Below are 22,677 nucleotides of genomic sequence, written 5' to 3'. Positions count from 1 at the left end.
ACTTTATAAATTATATAGGCGCATAGAATTATAATTATAATCTACTACGCCTAAATAAGTAAAGACAAAAGCCAATGGAATACAATTTCATCCCTGAAAAGCACAATATTTGTTATCAAAAATCATTGATGCCGCTCCTAAGCTACCAGCCTTATTACCAAGTCCGGCAGAAACGATATCAGTATTGACAGCACAGTCAGGCATAGCATTTTTCAAAGCTTCCTCTTTAACCATATCTATATAAAATTGCCCGGCATCGGACAATCCACCTCCTATTACTACCAATTGTGGACTAAAGATGTTTATAAAACCTGCTATACCCTGTCCCAGATATCGACAATGTCTATTCAGACAATCTACCGCAAGCGGGTGTCTCTCTTTATAAAGACGAACTATAAGCTCTCCGTCAACCCCTTCTTCAGGAATAGAGTATCCATATGCAGGAGCTTCAGATATAAACATTCTAACTAAAGCCGATGCAGAAGCATAATGTTCTAGGCATCCCGTTGCTCCACAAGCACATTTCTCTCCATTGGCAATCAATGGTACATGACCTAATTCTGTTCCACGATTGGCATAACCTCCAAAGAGTTTCCCATCTATAACTACTGCACCACCTATTCCAGTACCAACAGTAATAAATACGACATCAGTCATACCCTTACCTGCTCCAAAACGTGTTTCTCCAAGTCCCATCATATTGGCATCATTTCCAACCATAACAGGAAGTTTTGTCTCTTTTTCTATCAGGTCTGCAAGATAAACATTTTCCCATCCTTTAATATTCTCAGCACCACCCATTACTATACGTGATGTAGCATCAACAATACCAGGAGTGCCAATTCCTATTCCATCTACTTTTAGACCATTTGAAACAGCATAAGCATTTACTTCATTTACAGAATACAAGATTTGTCCAACCACGGCTTCTGCCGAAATATCAGCTTTTGACGGTACACGTCCCTGAAAATGAAATACGCCTTCGTCATCAATCAAGGCGTATTTCACAGATGTACCGCCTAGGTCTATTCCTATAGCGTATCTTTTCATATTTAATAGATTTATACACGTTCAACCCATATTGGTGTACTGAAAGCCCATTGTTGATCTTTCTGACGTACCCTCACATAATAATAATCTGTATCTCTCTCAGGTTCGTTATCTTCCATATAGTGTTCAATGGTATAACAATCCTCAGGCATTGCCCTATTGAAGAGTATAGCCTCACTTAACCATCCTATCATAAAATGGCTACGCGAACCGGCAAGCAATTCTCCCAATGAATGTTCAAAATGTTTCCCATTAAAATCAGCAGATAAAATTCCATCTTTAGGTATCTCCAATTCCAGAATTACAGCCTGAGTTGCAGGAGTTAATGTATTTGGGTTCTTAGTGGTGTAAAGTTTTAATTCTACAGAAGTATCCGTAGCTGAAAGAACGCGATTCACATGAGTATGGAATTCTGTTTCACCTTCCTGCGGAGATGTAAATGCTGCCCCTCTGAAACATGGTGTTACACTGAGTATACGTCCTTTATTGATACTTAATGCACCATTCCATGTAACATACTTTTCTTCACGGTTCCATCCGAATTCAACTTTTACTTTACAACGTACTGTATCATCTGCAGATACAATAGGACTCATAGGTCCGTTCATTCTTGCAAGCAGTTTACCGTTCTTAATGATATCAATATAATCTATACAACTCTGTCCTTCAACATTCAAATATATACGACGTTGGTTTCCTCTTACAACGTCGCCCATAAAAGCATCATTAAGCCGGAAATCAATCAATATTTTATCACCAGTAGAACAACATACATGACGATTAGCCATAGCATCCCACAATGCATCACGTGTAAGAGATGATGCCAATACTCCTATACGTCCATCACCATAACTTCCCGGATATCCGGAATGTTGGTCTGTAGAGCCCATAAGACCAAATTTATAACCACGTTCCAGACCACATAGTATTGTTCCTTCCCACTGACGTGGCCCCATATCGTGAAGATACGGATAGTCTCCCTGATCTGATTCTGCAAGACCATGGCGAGAATACATTTCTACAAAAGGGGTTTGTTTTCCTTCTGTAAAGAAGTCCCAGTTATATCCTCTGTATCCGGTCTGGTACCCCATATGATGCGGAGTAATAAAGACTTTATGTCCACGAGCTTTCTGTTTCCAATCTTCAATAGAAGTACATTCTACCAAAGGAGCATCAAGATCATAATTTAGCGCTACATGATCACCGTGTTCCATACTATGAGCCTCATAACCAATAAATGCAAGAAATTCACCTTCCTTATTATATTCATTGGTCATAGCCACATATTTCTCATAACCACCCTGCCTCAAACGTTTAAATGCACCTGTATGATAATCTATTACCCATTTCAGACGAGGATCATTTGCACCAGGAATATCAGGCCACATAGCATGTGGTGTAACACTTACAAAATCCAGCTGTGTCTTGGCTGCTTCGAATGCATCGCGCATATCACCATGTCCATAAGTCAAATTACAATGATTATGAAGGTCTCCCCAAAACATTTTATAAGGAGATTTGCTTGGCATTATTCTTTTTGCTTCCTTAGAACCAGGAGTACAAGAGCCGAGCAAGCTACCGGATGCAGCAATACCCAGCAATGACCATCCAGAAACTTCTAAAAATTTTCTTCTATCCATAATATTTGATTTTAGTTTTTTTATTTAATAAATATATACCGGCAATTATTATAAAACAATAGGTAATACAAGATAATACCTATCAATGAGTTTTTACCCTATCCATAACTCTTCTATCTCCCTTAAAAAGAACTTTTTCTTTTTCTTCAGGATCATTGTCACCATACTCTTCTTGAGATTTTTCAAGTAAATTATGCATCATTTTCCTGACTTCACCATATGAAGAGTTTTCATATACATTATTCATTTCATCCGGATCTTCATCAAGATCATACAATTCCCATTCATCTATATCATTATAAAAATGAATAAGTTTATAACGATCTGTACGTATTCCATACTGACGTTTTACAGAATGTTCTGCCGGATATTCATAATAATGATAATATGTATTCTTACGCCAATCAGCCGGAACTTTTCCTGCATTATCAATTACAGGGCGAAGGGAACGTCCCTGCATATCCTTTGGAATCTCCACACCTGCATAATCCAAAAAAGTAGGTGCAAAATCAATATTCATACACAAAGCCTTGCTCTCACTTCCTGCCTCTATAGAACGCGGATATCGGATTATCAGTGGCATACGTGTTTCCTCATACATAAATCGCTTGTCAAACCATCCGTGTTCACCCAAGAAAAAACCTTGGTCTGAAGTATAAACAATAATAGTATTGTCTAGTTCTCCTATATCTTCAAGATGCTTCATCAGTCGCCCAACACTCTCATCTACAGACATTGCAGTAGCAAGATAATCACGCATATACTGCTGATACTTCCAACTCACAAGTTCACGTTCATTCATATTACCTTTGCGATATTCTTCTATTCTTTTGGCATATACTTCATCCCATTTTCTCTGAACATCTTCAGGCATACGCTTATAAACCTTGTATAAACGGTTAGTAGTATCTCTTAGCATCTCATCTCTCGTAAGAAGTTTAAGATCCCAATCTTCAGTAAATGTCTTTTCCAAAGACATATCCTGTTCTTTTGATGCCTTTCCTCTTCCTTTATAATCATCAAACAAGGTCTGAGGTTCTGGAAAAACGGTATTGTTGAATATACCTAAATGTCGTGGAGCAGGCATCCAGTTACGATGCGGAGCCTTATGATGAAACATAAGACAAAATGGTTTTTTCTTATCCACTCCGTCTATATATTTTATAGCTTTATCTGTTATAATATCTGTCACATAACCTTTCTCTACTATTTTTTCACCATTTTCATTAAAATCCGGATCATAATAATCACCCTGTTCTTCTTGTCCTGTCAAAATACTCCAATAATCAAAACCTTTTGGTTCTGATATTAAATGCCACTTACCAACAATACCTGTCTGATAACCATTGTCATGTAAAAGGCTTATAAAAGTCTGCTGATCAGAATTAAAACGACTTGCATTATCCGTAAATCCATTTATATGACTCATTTTTCCAGTCAGAATACAGGCACGACTTGGACCAGATAAAGCATTTGTTGCATAACATCTATCCATCCGTATTCCTTCATTGGCTATACGGTCAAGATTAGGGGTCTGTATAAGATTTCCTCCATAACAAGACATTGCCTGGGTAGTATGGTCATCAGTCATTATAAAAACTATATTAGGTCTGTTATCTTCATGTTCTTTTTTACTACAACCCGTCACTGTGACACCCGCTACTGATAAACAAAAAGCTTTAAATATTATATTTCCCATATTTAAATGATTAATATGCAAGCCTACTCCTTGCCTGCTTTTATTAGTAATGGTGAATTATTTAATCAAAAAGATTTTAAGTAACAAAAATATGTTATCGTCAAGGTCAAATTAAATTATTGACCTTGCCATAAATTAACATATCAACATTTATTACAGTTAGCAAACTTTATACCTTTCAGGCTCATGTACCTCTGCAAAGCTTCCAAATAATAATAATCTGCATAATTCAATGGTACATCTATTTCAGAACCATTAGGTAACGAACCTGTAGAATGCATAAGGATAAAGCCACAATTCTCACCTTTTTTTGCAAGATAATTATCTGACGAAAGACTTTTCAGTATTTTTTCCGCATAATCAAAATACACCTTTCCATCATCTAGCATTGTACTCATTTCAAGTAATGCTGAAGCTGTAACAGCAGCAGCCGAAGCATCACGTGGCGTTTCCTTTGTAACAGGAGCATCATAATCCCAATATGGTATTGCATCTTCAGTTTTTACATGGTTCATTATCATATCTGCAATATTCTTTGCAAAATCAAGATATTTCTTATCACCTGTTTCACGATAACATGCAGTATATCCATATACAGCCCATGCTTGACCACGCGCCCAAGAAGAATCATCATTTTTACCCTGATGTGTTTGTTTGCGTTCTACACTACCATCATTATTATAACTAACCACATGCCAGCAAGTATAATCAGGCCTGAAATGGTTAGCCATGGTCTTATCTGCATGTTTTATTGCAACCTCCTTATATTTAGGATCTCCTGTGATCTTACTTACCGTAAATAACAAATCAAGATTCATCATATTATCTATGATTACAGGGAAATTCCAAGTTCCAAAATCCCAAGAACGGATACAAGATATATTCTCATCAAAACGTCCAATAAGATTATCGGCAGTTTCAATCATTACAGCATCAATTGTATCATTTTTTGCAAGACGTCGTGCATTTCCATAACTACAGTTTATCATAAATCCAAGATCGTGAGTTCCATTATAATATCTCACAGGATTCAAAAGGTTAGTATATTGAACAGCTTCATTTTTCAGTTCTTCATTTCCTGTAAGTTCATATGCGTACCACAGTGTCCCAGGGAAGAAGCCGCTAGTCCAATCATATATACGGCACAACCTACGTTTACCTTCCATCTCAGGAGAAGGTTTCTTACGTAAAGAATCAACAAATGTAGCAGTATCTCTCTCCAATTGGCGTATTAGAAAATCCATATCATAGCCAACATGGATAGAACGTGGCTGCATGCCAGTACCACTAACTTCTTTAGCAGTAAGTAACAATTGTGACGTAGCTCTATCAAGAGCATTATCTATCCATTCATTATTGTCTGCCTTCTGTGTGTTTCCACAAGAGGCCATTACCAATGCTGCCGTTGCAGCGATAAAAAAGTTCCTTTTCATTCGCATCATGTATATGAATTATTATTTTTTTAAGTAATCATTTTAACTTTTACAAATCTAATTATTTTGTAAAGGAGCACGTTTCAATAATGTATTGGATAACACATTCAAAACAATTTTCAGTTGTAAATATGTATAATTTTATATCAATAATGTCCTATTAATACATGTCAGCACAAATAATCACTTGTAAAAAGTTATTTTAGTACATAAAATCTATATATTAGTTACTTTAAAATATTATTATTTTTACCTCATTCTTTTTAAACTTCTGAGATTGAATCCTACCATTATAGCATATACTTATATTCTTATTATTTTCACTTTTTATTTTTGCAAATTCAAGATTACCATCTTTCCATTTAATATCTACCGTATATCCACCTCTTGCTTTCAAACCTTTCACTTCACCATTCTTCCAGCTTTTAGGTAAAGCAGGCAATAAATGAATATTATTATTATGACTCTGCAATAACATCTCGGCAATACCAGCTGTAACACCGAAATTTCCATCTATTTGAAATGGCAAAGCATTCAACATGTTTCTATAAAGACCTCCACTGTTTTCAGCCTTCTTATTTACGTCTACATAATTAACCAAATTAGTCAATGCTTCATATGATTTTGACGCATCATACAAACGTGCCCACAAAGACACCTTCCAAGCCATGCTCCAACCTGTTGTTTTATTCCCTCTATCATATAATGATTTACGTGCTGCATTGAATATATCCTCTTTATCCGAAGTTATTTCACATCCAGGATAAAGACCGAATAAATGTGAGACATGCCGATGATTAGGTTCCTTCTCAGTGTATTCTTTGTCCCATTCAAGCAATTGTCCTTTACTTCCTATCTTATAACCAGCCATATTTGAAACTTTATCTCTTAGCAAAAACCTGAATTGTTCATCAATACCTAATATCTTAGAAGCTTTGATTGTTATATCAAACAAATTCCTAATAAGCGCCTGATCCATCGTACTACCTGGACAAACAGAAGCCTCTAATCCATTAGACATAATATAGGCATTTTCAGGTGATGTACTCACTGGAGTAACCCATCGGCCATCCTTATCTTTAACAAGCCATTCGGAATAAAATACAGACGCCCCTTTAAGTATATCATAATACTTATTTAAAAACTCTTTATCTTCAGTATATAAATAATGTTCCCAAATATGGCTACACAGCCAAGCACCTGATGTATTCCAGAAGAACCAATAGACATAACCATCTGAAGGATACCCTTCTCTCCATATTGAAATATTATGATGTATGACCCATCCATCAAGGCCATACATATTACGTGCTATTCTTTTACCTTTCTCTGATATTTCCTCAATAAATTTAAATAATGGCATATGACATTCAGAAAGGTTGGTAACCTCTGCAGGCCAATAATTCATTTCCAGATTTATATTTAATGTATAACCTGAGTTCCATGGAGGCAATCTTTTATCATTCCATAAACCTTGCAAATTTAAAGGTTGCCCTCCAGGCCTAGAACCTGAAATCATAAGATAACGACCAAATTGAAACAATTGAGCCAATAGCATTTGATCTTCTGTTTCATGAAATCTCTTTAAGCGTTCATCTGTAGGCAAAGATTTTTGTTTATCAGATGCCGGTAATTCCAGACTAACACGATTAAAGAGCGCTGTATAGTCTGAGATGTGTTCTTTATATAATTCATCATAATTCTTTCCCTCATTCTTTTTCATTACAGATTGTACTAGTTTGTGAGGATTTTTTCCTGCCATCATAGGGCTATTATCAAAGCCATTATAACTTGTTGCAGCATATATCATAAACACAATTTCACTACATGCATCAACCTTCAATGTATCATTCTCAATAAAAACATTACCATTGTGACTTAATACATCCAAACATGCTTCGAACAAAGTTCCTCTATCATCCAATCCGTCACCATATATTATATGTTCTTCTCTGATGACATTTTTCTCAGAATCAAAATATTCAGGATGTAAACGCTCTGTTTTAAAAGTCCTCATATGAGCAATATCTCTACGCTGGGCATGAGCCGGTGCCTGTCCTTTGATATAAATATTATTGTCGGTGGATACAAGTTTATAAGGATGTTCTGAAGAGATATATGCATCAAAATCTAAAATCGGTTTTTCCGCCGACAGTTTAATTATAATTGCCTGTGCTGGATAAGAAGCAAAAACTTCTCTTTTTACATGTACATTATTTATCCTATAGTCAGTCTTAACAACTGCCTTTGCCATGTCAAGACTATGCACATAGTCTGTTATATTTCCTTTATCTTTAAAATCAATATACAAATCTCCACAAGGTTGATAAGCCTCATTAAGCCTACCTATCCACTGATTCTGAATAATACTGTCAGCCTCATTATTTTTTCCTGATTCCAACAATCTTCTCACTTCATTCAGTTTCGATTGTACCGATATATCAAATGACTTTTCAGGGCCGCCACTATATAATGTATTTTCATTAAACTGAATGCGTTCGCAGTCTGTATATCCAAAAACCATAGCTCCCAAACGTCCATTACCCACAGGAAGAGCTTCCTCCCAAGCACTTGCCGGAGTATTATACCATAATGTAAGATTATCAGCCTCTACTTCAAGTGAATAAAGTGCAATAAATAAGCATAAAATTCGTACTGTTAATTTCATAATTGTTTTTTTAGTATCAAATTATAATTTTCACCACGTATTGTAGATATTGTTATATAAGTTTCATTCCTCTGTTTATTGTATGAAACGTCAACCTTCTTCTGACTACATTCTATATTAAAAATTCCATTCAAAACGATTTTAGTATCAAAAGGTTTCTCCTCCTGTATAACATCATCTTCAGTAAGTAATCCCATGTGCTCTTTTGAAGCTCTACGCATATCAGGCTCGCATAATGACAGATTAATATTATTGCCATCATCATTTAAAATATAAGCTAATGGAATATTTACTTTTTTAACAATAAGATCCACATATTCCTTTTCTATATTAAACAATGCTCCACAAACAACACCTCTTTTATGATCTTGGATTATATGGGCATCATTGTTTTTAGAAATAATTTCTAATGGAGATTTTCGTGTAAGTAACTTTTCAGCTAAAGCTTTATCTTGATTTTTTATAATATAATATTCATATCCGGATAATTCAGGAGCATTCCCATGCTGTATATAAGCACAAGAATGATTACCGTCTCTATCCAGTACAACATCTCCACTTTTAACTGCATATAATAAAGATGCGTCACCCAATATACAACCGTTATCTATTTTTTCTTTCCATGCTTTATCAAAAGACTGAAATATTGTTGTTACTGTATTATGCTTATCATCATTATTCTGTATATCTGTACCTAAACAAAGTATATAATCACCTATCGAAAAAACTGATTTATTTGCTCTGAAAGAGCTATCATAGGAAATATCATGCATTCTAAAAGAAAACATTGATACATTTTCAAATCCATCGACACCTGCCAAAAAAGTTTCATCAGAAAAATGTCGATGTCCAGAACTTCCCCCTCCACGATCAATGAGTTCATTATCTGAAAGAACCTTTACCGTAGTCCCGGAGATATAATTCCAATTAAATTTTTCTTCTGCAGGATTAAATGATTTCTTTTTATTTTTCAAATCAAAATATTCCAATTGACCATAAGACAAATATCTTCCCTTAATATTCTCCTTATCAGAAGATTCAAAATCCCATATATAACGGCTGAAACCTTTTACATTAAAATGTAAATTGGCTTCCTTCATGACCATTAACCCTGAATATGGCATGAACAGATTACCCTTAACATCACCTTCTGCTTCAATATTCAATGAGACAACTTTTTCCAACAGCTTCATTTCACCTAAAGTTGCAGTATAAGCAAGATTAGAATTTACAGTACGGGCATAATCCATAATCTTACCTCTATTTTCTGTATTATTCATTATTTTTTTTAGAGCCGCGACCAATTCGGTATCAGGTTTATCATAAGATAATGCAACATAAGCAAATGCAGGCAATAAATCTTGCAATACATCTTGTTTCATAGGGAAACGTCCTACTGTACCAGACGGAATTTCAAGGTTGGCACTAAAGAAACGAAAAGTTAGTAATCCTTTCTTCAAATTATCAACAGTAGTTTCCGACAAAGCATAAGGAGTATCATGCAATAAATATGCTATCAGCGCACCAGCATACAATGCATGTGGATAATAGGCACTATTATAAGCGCCACGATGATGATAACCAGAGAAGTCCGCCTTCAAAGTTCCGAAAAAGCCAGGAGCAATGCCTAACGCATTATCCATATAAGCTTTATAAGCTGTCAATGCTATTTGACGTTTATGCTTATCTTTAACAGACAATGCATATATCAGTTTAGGAATTGCCAAAGCACGAAGATTATCTGCTACCTCACCTGCATGATCAGGAAGGTTATAACATATTCCAAACATAGTAAACCAATATAAAGTATTTAACTCACGTTGGTAAACATTATCATTCAATTTATCTTTAACAAGAAAAAATGAATGAAAATACCCAGAACTCCTCAACTTTTCAAAACACAAGGTTCCTAAACCACTTCCATCAGCCCAACCTTGATCATTAAACCAGTCATAAATATATTTTATTTTGTTAAGGCTCTCCTCATTATTATTCTTTCTGAAATCCAATGCCAAAGGCAAAAGTATTTTCTCATTGAAATTACGGAACTGATATATTTTTTCACCATCAATTTTATTAGGTGAACACATAGGATACAATGGATATCCAACTGGAGTACCGTCTGATGAGTAATTAACTTTTATTTTTTCCGACAATTTTAACCCTTCCGAAACAAACTCAAATTCACTCTTCTCTCTTATATCGGTAAACAAGCCTTTAGACAGTATATTATTGCCAAGATACCAGTCTGTTAATCTATCAGAAATAATTTCTATATCACTATCATTGGCATATATGACATTATTAACCTTTTCTTCCGAATTTCTATAAAGCATAAAATCAGGGATCAAACTGAAATCTGTTCTATTTACATTATATTGAGCATCAGACATTTTCTGCCAAGATACATTTGGACTAAACTCTAAAAAATCAATATAAACAGTCCCGCCATCCTCGATATCAGGAAATATTAACTCAACATCTTTTATTTGAACTCTCTTGTCTATACCAATATCATCATGAAACTGTTGCCAATAACATCTCCATCCTGTAAAACCAAGTTTAAAATCAGAGCGTCCAACTTCTTTACCATCAATGTCTTTAAAAACAAAAACGGCGGTAGAACTAATAGACTTAGTATTATATATCCAAGCTGTTACACCGCCATTTTTATTATCTGAAGCCTTATCTATACCTATAGGTGAACACATAACCAGCTTTGCTCCAGATTTCCAATCAATTCGCAATGATTGTTTACCTAATTTAAATTTATCTTTAGAGACAAACAGCTTACCATTAAAAATATTAAAGTTTGAAGGTAATTCCTGTTGTTCAAAAGAATATATCTGTCCCATAACTTTCGGAACAATACTCAAAGTAAAAAATAAAAAACAGAATAAATATTTTAATTGCAACATAATCAAGACATTAGTACACTTACAAAAGTAGATAAAAGGTTAATATTAAATTATTCATAATCTTCTGAGTCCACTTAAAAGTGAACTCAGAAGAAATTATATAAAAATTATCTATCTGCCCTCTCAGGCACGTCATTCAATCGTCTTCTTGAAGGTTTAATATTATTCTTCCTCATCCATTGGTCCATCAAATCACGCAAACTTTCCAATTCTTCGTGATAAGCTTCTTCAACCACAAGATTACGCATTTCACCCCTATCATTAATCATATCGAACATCTGCTCACGATTGTTACCTTTATCATATATCACATATTTATAACGTGCCGTACGCAATGCCCATCCTCTGGTAGTGCCACCATCAAATAGAGTCTCTGTTACGTTATATTCTTTGTGTTTAAAGGATGAAGTACCGTTTTCCAAAACCGTTTTGAATGATATTCCATCTGATGATTTTGGACACTCTATACCGGCAAAATCACATATTGTAGCAAAAAAATCTACTCCATTATTAACAATCTGTGGAAGAACTGTTCCTGCATGTTTTTTTCCAGGCAAAGAAACTATCAATGGAATATTTACGACTTCCTCATATAATGCAGATTTCTGGTTCCAACTGTGTGCTCCTATACCATCACCATGATCACTGGAAAAAATTACAATTGTATTTTTCCATAGATTCTTATCATCAATGGCATCAATAATCTTACCTATTTCCTTATCTATTTTTTCTACTAACCTATAATAAACATAACGATACTTTCGCCAATCCTCTAAAGTATAATCAACTGATGGATAGACATTAAAATTACTCCTCTTTTCGTATTCTATCACTCCTGCATCGTAAGGATTTTTGGCAAAATTGACAGGCAATCCTGGACAATCTCTAGTATCAGGCTCTTGAATATTACCATAAGGTAAATTCTGTTTTCTTGCATATTCACATATATTATGGGGATTATCAAAAGAAGCGACTAAGAAGAAAGGTTTGTCATGTTTTTGGGAAATATATTTCACACAAGCTTCGGCTAATCCATTATCTGTATGAGGATGAAGTTGGGAAAATCCAAACTCGCCGTCTGGTATATCCAGAACAGGTATATGCCATTTACCTCCATATACACAATCATATCCTCCTTCAGACATCAAAGTTCCTAAGGTTATTTTTTTAATCGAATCAGGCATATTGGCACCATTGCGAAGCATACCGGTAGTTCCTGGATAATGTCCTGTAAACATGGCACTTCTGGAAGGGCCACTTAACGGAGCAGAACAATAGGCATTCTCAAAACGTACACCATTAGCTGCCAACCTGTCCATATTTGGAGTCTTCAAATCGGGATTTCCGGTACAACTCATGGCCGAGGCTGTCTGTTGATCCGTAAAAATATAAATTATGTTAGGTCTTTGTTGTGCCATTGCAGTCATGGAGCTTATTCCAGACAAGAACAATGGCAACAACAATACATTATTATTAATATTCATAGTGACTCTTATTTTATATTACTTTCCAAAACCTTAGTCTTTCCATCTACTGTTACCTTCACTTTTACTCCATTTTCATTAAATGCTTTATTCACAAATTTAGCCTTAATATCAGGATAAGCAGTATTCGATTTTGATGGAGTAATCACAGTAATGTAACGTATCGGTTTAGAATCTTTCTTTTCAACATCAAATGCAACAGCTGTACGTGGAACTCTTTTACGATAAACAACAGAACGCCATCCTTCCTTTTCTCTCAAAGAAATTTTATGTTCTGAAAAGCACTGCAACTTCACGTTACTGTCATCATTAAAATCTGTTGTCAAAATATTATTTTTCGAATCAATCTTTACATTGCCCTCACACAACTGATAATTTAAATTAACTGTACCTTTTGCATCTCCCACAGCTTCATCTACTATAACGAAATAACTGCCATCAACAAAGAATACAGTTCTGCGATGTTTTAACCCTTCATAATGAGGATTTTCAGTTACCAGGATTTGTACATTACCTTCCGGCTGCCATAGTTTTGTTACAGATTCTGTCGTATCAATAGTCCTTCCATCCAAAGTTAAAGTATTATGTACTTGAGTCTGGCGGAACCAATTACGTAATTTCATAACCTCTTCGTCACCGGCATAAACATATGCTCCACTATCAGGGAATAAATTTCTTCCGTTAAACCACAATTCAAATGTACCATTATCTGGTTGACAATGCCATTCTCCCTTCGGTCCAGCCTTTACAACCATTACTAAGGCATCATTTTCCCATCCGGTTCTAAATGTGAAGAAACCTGAAGCCAAAGAACCATGTGACAAATATGGAAGAGGTTTACCCTCTGTACCATTTGTTGCATAATATTTTATCCATTCGTTATCTGGAAAAACTTTTGACCATTCTTCATAATTACGTCTTTCCTCTTCCGGATCACCTAATTTAGCATCACTAAAGCAAGGATTAGAATAATCAGGGAAACAAATATTAGCATAAAATTCAATCATGCGCTCCATTATATCAACGTACTCTTGAGGAAATTCATTACGGAAACCATTCATTCCAGCCATGCGTAAAGCTTTCAGAAAGATGTTAATTGAGGCAAGATGATAATGAGGATCCAATTCATATTGTCCGCCATCTGAATATACCTGTTTTTTTACTTCTCGGTTAAGAATATCTATACCACTTTGTCTCCATACAGAAGCTTCCTTAAATTCAGGAAAGAATGTCCCCGCATAAACCATACGTTGAGCCTCGAAAAGCAAATGATTTCCCTGTTCTGAATAATTTCCCATTATATACTGAGCATGACGATGGTAATTTACCAAAAACTCAGTCAAGAATTCTGGAGTAAATGAAGGAGATATTTGATAAAGTAAAAACTGAATCGTTTGATCCTGCAAACGGTTACTTACTTCCAATGGTCTCCACGCAAACCTTACATTATCTTCCACAGCTCTGATTTCACCAGCACTTCCTTTATCAAATACTTCCTTTTCAACTTCCACCAAAGGATTCTTTTTTATCCAATCCATATATTGATATACCCATTCCTTGGCATATTTTTCATCACCGGATAATCTATATGCTTTACCCATAGGAGTAAACCATTTATGACGATGCAACTGCCAACGTAATTCGTTGTCTTGAACAGGCCAATATTCCCAATTTATATCCTTTCCATAGTTATACGAAGGCTGATATCCTTTATGAACAAAAAAAGTATGTTCCAGAGCATCGTCTGCCCACTTTTGCTCTTCTGCTGTTATTTTGATGTTATTCAAATCTATATCAGGATGCTTTATAGACGTACGATTACGATAATAATCTAGTAATGCTGAAGATGCTTTTTCCCATTCCTGTTTATCACATGCAGCTTTTACTTGTTCCAACCCCGGATAATTCAAATCCAACATTTCAAAAACTTCTTTTCTTAATTCTTGGGAATTTGCCCAAAAAGGCACAGATAGAAACAATATTGCAATTATATATTTTAAAGTTTTCATTTTTTACATATTAAGAAGTTTAGAAGCTCTGCTTTTAAGGTATAAATTCTATTCATCAAGAATTACAATCACCTAAAAACAGAGCTTCACCTAATCATTATTACATACCTAACTATTATAATATTAATTATTCATAACCAGGATTATTTTTACCTTCCAATGCTGGATTTGCTTGTATTTCTCCCAATGGAATAGGGAATAACTCATGTTTGCCTTTCACAAAATTCTCACCGGCAACATATTTTCCCTTTAACTTTTTATCCATATTATCTTGGAAAAGTTTCAAGACATCACCCAAGATGCCCCAACGAATAAGATCAAATTTTCTTTGTCCTTCGAAAGCCAATTCAAACCCCCTTTCCCAATACAGAGCTGTACGGAAATCATCAGCACCGCCACCATTAAAGAAAGGCAAGTCATATAAGTTAGGCTGTACTGTCCTATACTCTTGAAGAGATGTAACAGGAGTAGCATTTGCACGTGTACGAACCATATTAAGCAAATTCCATGCTTCAGGCGAGTTTCCAGTTTCATTATAAGCTTCTGCAGCCATCAGCACTACATCAGCATATCTCAAAGGACAATAGTTGACTCCTGTCACATTAGGATCAATAAATCCTAGCGGCATCCACTCTCTACGCCATTTGCCGGGATACCAGTTGGCAGGGTCTCTTTTTTCTCCTGCATCATCTCCTTTAGATACTTTCTTATGATTATACAAATTCTTATCCCATTTTAGCTGATAATCAACAACCATTACGTCACTACGTTCATCAGTAGATTCAAAGAAATATTTCCATTCTGGCATGACTCTGAAAAATGCATTGGCACGTCCCATAAATTCTGTATTCTCAGTAGGTTTACATCCAGGAGCATCCACAAGCGGACCATTATATGTAGCCCAAAAGCCAGCATTATCTTTAAAACTATTACCAGTTGGATTAAATGCAATCTCCCATAGGCTTTCTTTATTATTCAATATACCTGCAGAATATGATTTAAATAATTCTACATAACCACCATCATAGAAACCATGACCACCTTTTTCTTTTATGGCAGTCCATTCATCAATCACTGCTTCAAAATAAGATTTTCTCAAATCGTCAGAAGGACGTGTCAGTTTTCCATCCATCTGCAAACTATAGCCTGCACGCTGCAAATAAACACGCATTAAGAGAGCATGAGCTGCAACCTGATCAGGAGTTTCAGGAGAAGTCACACTGCCCACTGCAGGTAGATGATTCTTCGCAAAATCCAAATCTTGAATTATATAATCATATATCGTTTCTCTACTTACACGAGGCTGAAAAGCATCATCATAACCTCCGGTATAAGTTGTTTTATATGGAACATCACCCCAATACTTGATTAAGTCCAGACTTAAAAAAGCACGCAAAAATTTTGCTTCAGCCACATATGACTGTAATCTTTCATTTTCACTATATCCTGACATGGCCTCTATATTAGCTATGGCAAAATTAGCTCTGTCTATACCCTGATATTTATATTTCCACAAATCTGCTACCCATGTATTGGTAGTTTTAACCATATAATGAGCTATATCACGACGGGTATTATCCGTACCGGTTCCTTGAATATAATACGTATCATCGGAAGCAGGCATTGCCATTTCAAACTGTCCATAATGATTTCCTGTGGACAAGCAGTCATACACACCTATTACAGCCAGTTTAGCCTTATCTTCGGAACTAAAGAATGTATCTTTTTCATAATATGAATCTGGTTCTTCTGTCAAGCTGCAAGATACTGCTCCCATACTCACAAGCACACTCAGTGCAAAAAACTTTATATTATAATTTTTCATTGTCATTCATTTTTATATTAGAAAGCAAGATTTATACCAAAAACAAACGAACGGCTTCTTGGATAAGCTCCAAAGTCCACTCCTGGAGTCAATCCATTACCCATTGTAGAAACTTCAGGATCGAAACCGGAATATTTTGTCCAAGTCAAAAGGTTACTTCCTGTAGCATAAAGACGTAACTTGGATACTCCAATCTTACTCAACATTTTTTTAGGGAATGTATATCCCAATGTTATATTACTTAATTTCAAGAAAGAACCGTCTTCTACAGCCCATGAGTGAATATATGTATCACCTATTTCATTATCCACTATAGAAGCTATAGTTTTTCCTTCGTTAATTGCTGCCAATTCTTCAGGATTAGAGATTAACTGACCTTCATCGTTCACCAATACCCAACGATTCTCACTACTTGATACAGCCAATACATTCTTATTATCAAGTGCTGTCTTTGTATTAGTCAATTTTGTTGCATTGAAAACATCATTTCCGAAACTATAAGTCAAGAAAATACTCAAATCAAAATTTTTATATGTAAAATTATTGTTTATACCACCATAGAATGTAGGATAAGCATTACCAATCACAGTCTTGTCATCTTCTGTAATCTTATTATCCTCGCTACCATCAAGATTTTTAAACTTCCACATACCTGGCTGAACTTTACTTTTTTCTCCCATGTATGGGATACCGTCTTTCAAAGTATAAGTATTTGTAGCAGCATCGTAATTGAAGTCTTCTACTTGATATATACCATCAGTCACATATCCATACATTTGTCCAAGAGGCTGGTTTACCCCAATAATATGTGTATTCTGATCATATCCAAAGCTTGCTTCCCAGAGCTGTACTTCTTCTCCAGTCAGTCTTTTTACAGAATTTTTATTATGAGAGAATGTCACAGAAGTATTCCATGTAAAATCCTTCGTCATTATATTTGTTGTATTGATAGTCAAATCAACACCCATATTTTCAGTTTCACCTGCATTTATTACCATAGAAGAATAACCTGATGATTCTGGCAACTTTGCAGCCAATAACAAATTACTACTTCTATTAATATAAAATTCAGGAGATATAGTTATACGCTGATCTAAAAATCCTAAATCCAAACCAAGATTAAATGTTTTATTAGCTTCCCATTTCAAATCTGGATTTGGCACCTGATTTGAGACATAGCCCGATTGTGTCGAATCTCCATTAGGATATGTGACAGAACCCATAATTGCAAGGCTCTGATAACTGTTTATTCTGTTATTACCTGCCAAGCCATAACCTACTCGTAACTTCAAATCCGAGAAAACATTCAAATCTTTAATGAAATCTTCTTCAGCCATACGCCATGCTGCAGAGAATGCTGGGAAATATCCCCATTTATTATTCTTACCGAATTTAGAAGACCCATCAGCACGTACTGAAGCTGTGAACAGATACTTGTCTTTATAGCCATAGTTCACACGACCGAAGAATGAAAGTAATTTATCATCATAATTTACAGAAGATTCTGCTGTTCCTGGCAAACCTAACGAAAGATCTCCTAAGCCAATCTCATCATTTGGAAAGTTTGTAGCCACTGCCTTGAAACTACGTGTCCATTTACTAACAAATTCATGACCTGCCATTGCAGTAAAATCATGTCCACTCTTCTTAAAATTATATGTTAAAACGTTTGATGTCTGGAAACTACCATTCTCGACATTCTGAATGCTACCATTAATACTTGAACGCTTTCCTGTTACCGATTTATCACCATAGAAAATATCATTTCTACGAGTTTGATAACGCATACCTGTAGTATTACGGAATGAAAGTCCTTTTATTATCTTAAATGTAAAACCACCATTAGCCTGGAAAGTACGATATTCGCGATCCTTTGTTTCTTCAGCTGCTGACAATAATGGGTTCTGCATTACATTACCTGTATCATCAACGAAAAGAGGGTCTTCGTCTCCTAACAAATCGATATCATTACCATTAATACCAATTGTAGGACGATACTGAAGTATGTGCTGCATCTTATTAAATCTGTCTCCACCTTCAGATGTACCCATACCTTCAATACGCATTTGGTCAAAACTCATACGGGCATTAACAGACAGGCGATCATTTACTTTATTATTAATATTAAATGAAATATTATGCTTAGTACTTCCACTATAAACCATTGCACCCTCTTCATCGTAGTAAGAATAAGCCATACTATAGTTAAGTTTCTCATTTCCACCAGAAACACCGACACGATAATTCTGAGTTAAAGCAGTACGCCCCAAAGTCTGATCTTGCCAATCAATTCCTTTACGATTCAAATAATTAGCTTCAATGTCACTATATTTTCCATATATTTCCTCAAAACCTTGGACCGCATTATCCCAAGATTCTTGCGTATCAGCCTGATCATAAACCTTACGTTCATAATCAAGTTTTACAAATTCATATGGAGACAGGACTTCAAGTTTTTTTGCAATTTTCTTAAAGCCAACGTAAGAATCAAACGTTACAGTTGTTTTACCACCACTTTTTGAGCCGGTTTTGGTAGTAATCACTACCACACCATTCGCACCGCGGGCACCATAGATTGCTGTAGCCGAGGCATCTTTCAAAATATCAATAGTTTCAATCTCAGCAGGGTCTAATGTTGACATACCGTCTTCACTAGGAAAACCATCAATAATATAAAGAGGTTCATTACTTTGAGTAATTGAAATACCACCACGAACACGAATTGAAATAGAAGCACCTGGAGTTCCTTCACTCTGCATAACCTGCACACCTGACATACGTCCTGCCAATGCCTGAGTAATATCACTAGTAGGAACCTTTGAAAGTTCTTTACTATTTACAGAAGACACAGAACCTGTCAAATCTTTACGTTTTACTGTTGCATAACCAATTGCAACGACCTCATCAAGAAGAACCGCATCTGCTTTTAATTGAACATCAATAACACTCCTACCATTAACTTTCACCTCCTGCGTCTGCATGCCGACATAAGAAAACACCAACACCGCTTTAGAGGCATCATCAACAGTTAAAGAATAGGCACCTGTCATATCTGTAACAGTACCAACAGTTGGCGATCCTTTTAGAACCACACTACCGCCAATAACTTCATAGCCATCGGCATCTGTTACCTTTCCGGTAACCGTAACCTGCGCATATAAAGATACGCCCAAAGTTACCATAAAAAATAATAAAATAAATCTTTTAAAACAACTCATAATAAATAATAATTTTAAGGTTTAAATTAATTATTTTGATTTTGTCATATGCAAAAATACAAACAGCACCACAAAACAGACTTTAATATTGTCCCAATTAGACGATTATTATCATTCTATAATATTAAATTTGTCGAATAAAACATCAAAAATATCTACATCTTTTAAATCTATATAGTTTCAAGCAAAAATCCATTGCCGTTTCAATTAAAACGACAATCCATTTTACTTGAAATAACAAAAGCTTTTTCCTTACTTACATTCTATCAACTCCGTACTTATGGTACGTGCACCAACACAGTCAAAACAAATTTTAGTAGTATTTTTGTCATGCGAAATCAAATGGACATCCTTTTGTTCTTCTTTCAGTTTCCAATATCCTTTAACATAAATAATGACAGGAGCAGATCTGCTATCGGCAAAATGATATTTTCTTTCCGATGATTGCGCATAATCAATTTTTTCATCAAAACGATTCATGTCAGGATTCGATACAGCAATTCTGTAGCCGTTGACACTCTTCTGCGTAGCCAATATACAGGGGGTACTTACTTTCAATATATCATCGTCTTGCAAGTTTATTCCAGCCTCTCGAACTGCATAACCTTTTTTTCCTTTAACTTTATATAACAAGATATGTGCTATTTTATCAGAACGTATAAGTTTGAATTTCTGAGAATAAGAATCAGAAAGTTCATCCGCTCCTTTAATACCTCCATTCACGTTTATAACATATGCATAAGATTCATTACATGGATTAATACCATGGTTTATTTTACACGTTTCATAATATCCTTTACTCACACCTCTCTTTGACTCCAAAGGTTCTGTCTGCAGCTTACGCTCAGCAATCACCCCTTTTGAGTTAACAAAATAATAAGCGTGTCCATACGGATCAACGTATTTATCACCGTTTAAATATGGTTTTGATTTATCATCTTTAACACTAAGTTGCGCAACAGTTGTCTGCAACATATAATGTTCACCCGTACTTTCTAATTCCGTACCAAGGACATAAATATAATCATCAAAGAAAAAAACGCTTTTATTAGCCTTCACCGAACTCAGATTATCAGCATACGTAAACGAACTCACACCACAACTATCATCCAAACGCGTTCCTCCCAAGAAATTGACAGAAGAATATTGACGATGCTTTTTAGATGGCAATTTTTCATGAGGAATATCCAAAGTCGTGGTTCCTGGCAATGAGCTCCAGTTCCAACCTTTTACTCCATATCCGCTTGCTACAGCCGAAACAGGTTTGCCGGTTGCATATATTTGTAGTACACCTGTACCATTGAAACGTCCGTACTCATTTTTTTTATTTATCGGTCCCTCAAAATCCCAAATATATTTACTTGTACCCCTCCAGGACACCATCCAATTTTTTTGTCTATATATCGTCAAACCTCCGTAAGGGAAAAACCAAAACCCATTTGGATCGTTCTCTGGTTCAACAGATTTTCCTGCAAGTTCAAGAGTTCTCTCAATTGCACCCATTGATGCAAAATAACTTATTCTACTTGCTACATCTTGTACAAAGTTTTTATGAAAGACTTCACATTCTGGTTCCCATAATCTCATAAAAGTAGCTTCAAGTTCATCTTTTAATGGATTATCATATATGGCAGCCATATATGCAATGCATATGCGGGAATATTCTGTACTAGAGTTGACAAGTTGGTAGGAAAACGTCCGGAAACACTTCTTGGAATATCATACTTCTGAGCGTATATACGATTAGTCAGCAATGCATTAGAAAGATTTTCTATGCTCTCTCTATCTGCAGCATAAGGCGTACCATCTAATATATAAACATATATAGCAGCTGCATGAAAACTGTTTACAGCATAAGCATTTGCATACATATTCTTGTGGTGATAACCTACATAATCAGGTTTAATTGTATCTGCAAAACTCGGTGCTATCTCCAGAGCATTATCAAGGAAACGCTTAAAATAAATCATTTCCTTTTCTCTATCAGGATGTTCAGAAGGCAATGACAGAATGTAACATAATTTGGTATTCATCAATGAACGTACCGCATCAGTATTAAAGCCGGATTCTTTCCACATAACAGGATTATCAAATTCCGGTCCAACAAAGCGTGTAATCCAATGTAACATATCCAGTTCACGTTCAAAAAGACCTTTCTCCTTTAATTCATCTTGCATCAAGAAAGTAGAAATGCCGTAAGTGAGATAACTCAATGCTATACTTCCACCCAGTCCAATATATGCATCAGTTTCATAACGTTTTATATCTATGTTTATAGGAAGCCCTTTCACCCATCCTTTCCTATGCAGTTTTTCATAAATCTCTATGATTTTGTCTAAAGTGTTCTTATCCTTGTAATAAGGATTTGTTCCATCTACACCATCAGTAAGTTTATAAGCAATAACAAGCGGGAAAAGAGTTTCAGGAACAAGCGAAATAAATTCAGAAGAAGATTTCTTATCATTTACAAAATCAAACTTTTTATCTGTAACCAACAATACCTTTTTCTCATAATTAGACATAGCCTTTTCAGCCTGTCTGACTATTGCATCATATCGTTCTTTTACCAAAGGCTTTGTATAATCAATATTATCACTGCCTAATATCCAATCACGATATTTTATAGCAATACTATCAATCGGATGAGACACGCTTTCTGTTGCAAATAATATGCAAATTGACACTAATAAAAACTTAAAAACTTTCATAAATATAACTGTTTGATGTTTTCCA

Annotated in this window: 12 protein-coding genes; all 12 read right to left on the bottom strand. The window is 35.3% G+C overall.

From position 1 onward, the window contains the following. Positions 1-87: 87 nt before the first annotated feature. The 12 genes from OCV82_RS10250 to OCV82_RS10195 all read right to left on the bottom strand — a co-directional run bounded on the left by OCV82_RS10250 (position 88) and on the right by OCV82_RS10195 (position 22,652). The gene (locus OCV82_RS10250) at positions 88-1,050 is read right to left on the bottom strand and encodes an ROK family protein (protein ID WP_154044287.1); all 963 of its coding nucleotides are present in this window, start codon (positions 1,048-1,050) and stop codon (positions 88-90) included. Positions 1,051-1,061: 11 nt separating this feature from the next. After that, positions 1,062-2,690 carry a CehA/McbA family metallohydrolase domain-containing protein gene (locus tag OCV82_RS10245; protein ID WP_262543468.1) on the bottom strand — a complete coding sequence of 543 codons (1,629 nt, stop codon included), beginning with the start codon at positions 2,688-2,690 and terminating at the stop codon, positions 1,062-1,064. Positions 2,691-2,772: 82 nt separating this feature from the next. Beyond that, positions 2,773-4,389 (bottom strand): sulfatase family protein, encoded by a 1,617-nt coding sequence (locus OCV82_RS10240; protein ID WP_154044286.1) that lies wholly within the window; start codon positions 4,387-4,389, stop codon positions 2,773-2,775. Between the two features lie 143 nt (positions 4,390-4,532). Next, positions 4,533-5,831 (bottom strand): DUF4995 domain-containing protein, encoded by a 1,299-nt coding sequence (locus OCV82_RS10235; RefSeq protein ID WP_154044285.1) that lies wholly within the window; start codon positions 5,829-5,831, stop codon positions 4,533-4,535. A gap of 223 nt (positions 5,832-6,054) precedes the next feature. Next, positions 6,055-8,490, bottom strand: a complete 2,436-nt coding sequence (locus OCV82_RS10230; RefSeq protein ID WP_154044284.1) for a glycoside hydrolase family 95 protein — start codon at positions 8,488-8,490, stop codon at positions 6,055-6,057. Beyond that, entirely contained in the window at positions 8,487-11,408 is a 2,922-nt protein-coding gene (locus tag OCV82_RS10225) for a chondroitinase family polysaccharide lyase (RefSeq protein WP_154044283.1), read from the bottom strand. The genes OCV82_RS10230 and OCV82_RS10225 overlap by 4 nt, the downstream gene beginning before the upstream one ends. Positions 11,409-11,515: 107 nt before the next feature. Then, the gene (locus tag OCV82_RS10220; RefSeq protein ID WP_154044282.1) at positions 11,516-12,892 is read right to left on the bottom strand and encodes a sulfatase family protein; all 1,377 of its coding nucleotides are present in this window, start codon (positions 12,890-12,892) and stop codon (positions 11,516-11,518) included. Between the two features lie 8 nt (positions 12,893-12,900). Then, entirely contained in the window at positions 12,901-14,901 is a 2,001-nt protein-coding gene (hepC, locus tag OCV82_RS10215; protein ID WP_154044281.1) for a heparin-sulfate lyase HepC, read from the bottom strand. A gap of 127 nt (positions 14,902-15,028) precedes the next feature. Continuing rightward, on the bottom strand, positions 15,029-16,726 hold the full coding sequence (locus OCV82_RS10210; protein ID WP_154044280.1) for a RagB/SusD family nutrient uptake outer membrane protein: 1,698 nt from the start codon (positions 16,724-16,726) through the stop codon (positions 15,029-15,031). A 17-nt stretch (positions 16,727-16,743) separates the two neighbouring features. Next, on the bottom strand, positions 16,744-19,908 hold the full coding sequence (locus tag OCV82_RS10205; protein ID WP_394802656.1) for a SusC/RagA family TonB-linked outer membrane protein: 3,165 nt from the start codon (positions 19,906-19,908) through the stop codon (positions 16,744-16,746). 288 nt (positions 19,909-20,196) lie between these two features. Then, positions 20,197-21,582, bottom strand: coding sequence for a polysaccharide lyase family 8 super-sandwich domain-containing protein (locus tag OCV82_RS10200; protein WP_154044278.1), 1,386 nt, complete (start codon positions 21,580-21,582; stop codon positions 20,197-20,199). Beyond that, a complete protein-coding gene (locus OCV82_RS10195; protein WP_154044277.1) occupies positions 21,555-22,652 on the bottom strand; it encodes a chondroitinase family polysaccharide lyase in 1,098 nt (365 codons plus the stop codon). Before OCV82_RS10195 ends, OCV82_RS10200 begins: the two co-directional genes overlap by 28 nt. Between the last annotated feature and the right edge of the window lie 25 nt (positions 22,653-22,677).

It is taken from the genome of Bacteroides cellulolyticus (genome assembly GCF_025567135.1).
GTDB classification, from domain to species: Bacteria; Bacteroidota; Bacteroidia; order Bacteroidales; family Bacteroidaceae; genus Phocaeicola; species Phocaeicola cellulolyticus.
Note: the sequence above shows the minus strand (reverse complement) of the source record. Positions and strands in the feature narration are given on the sequence as shown.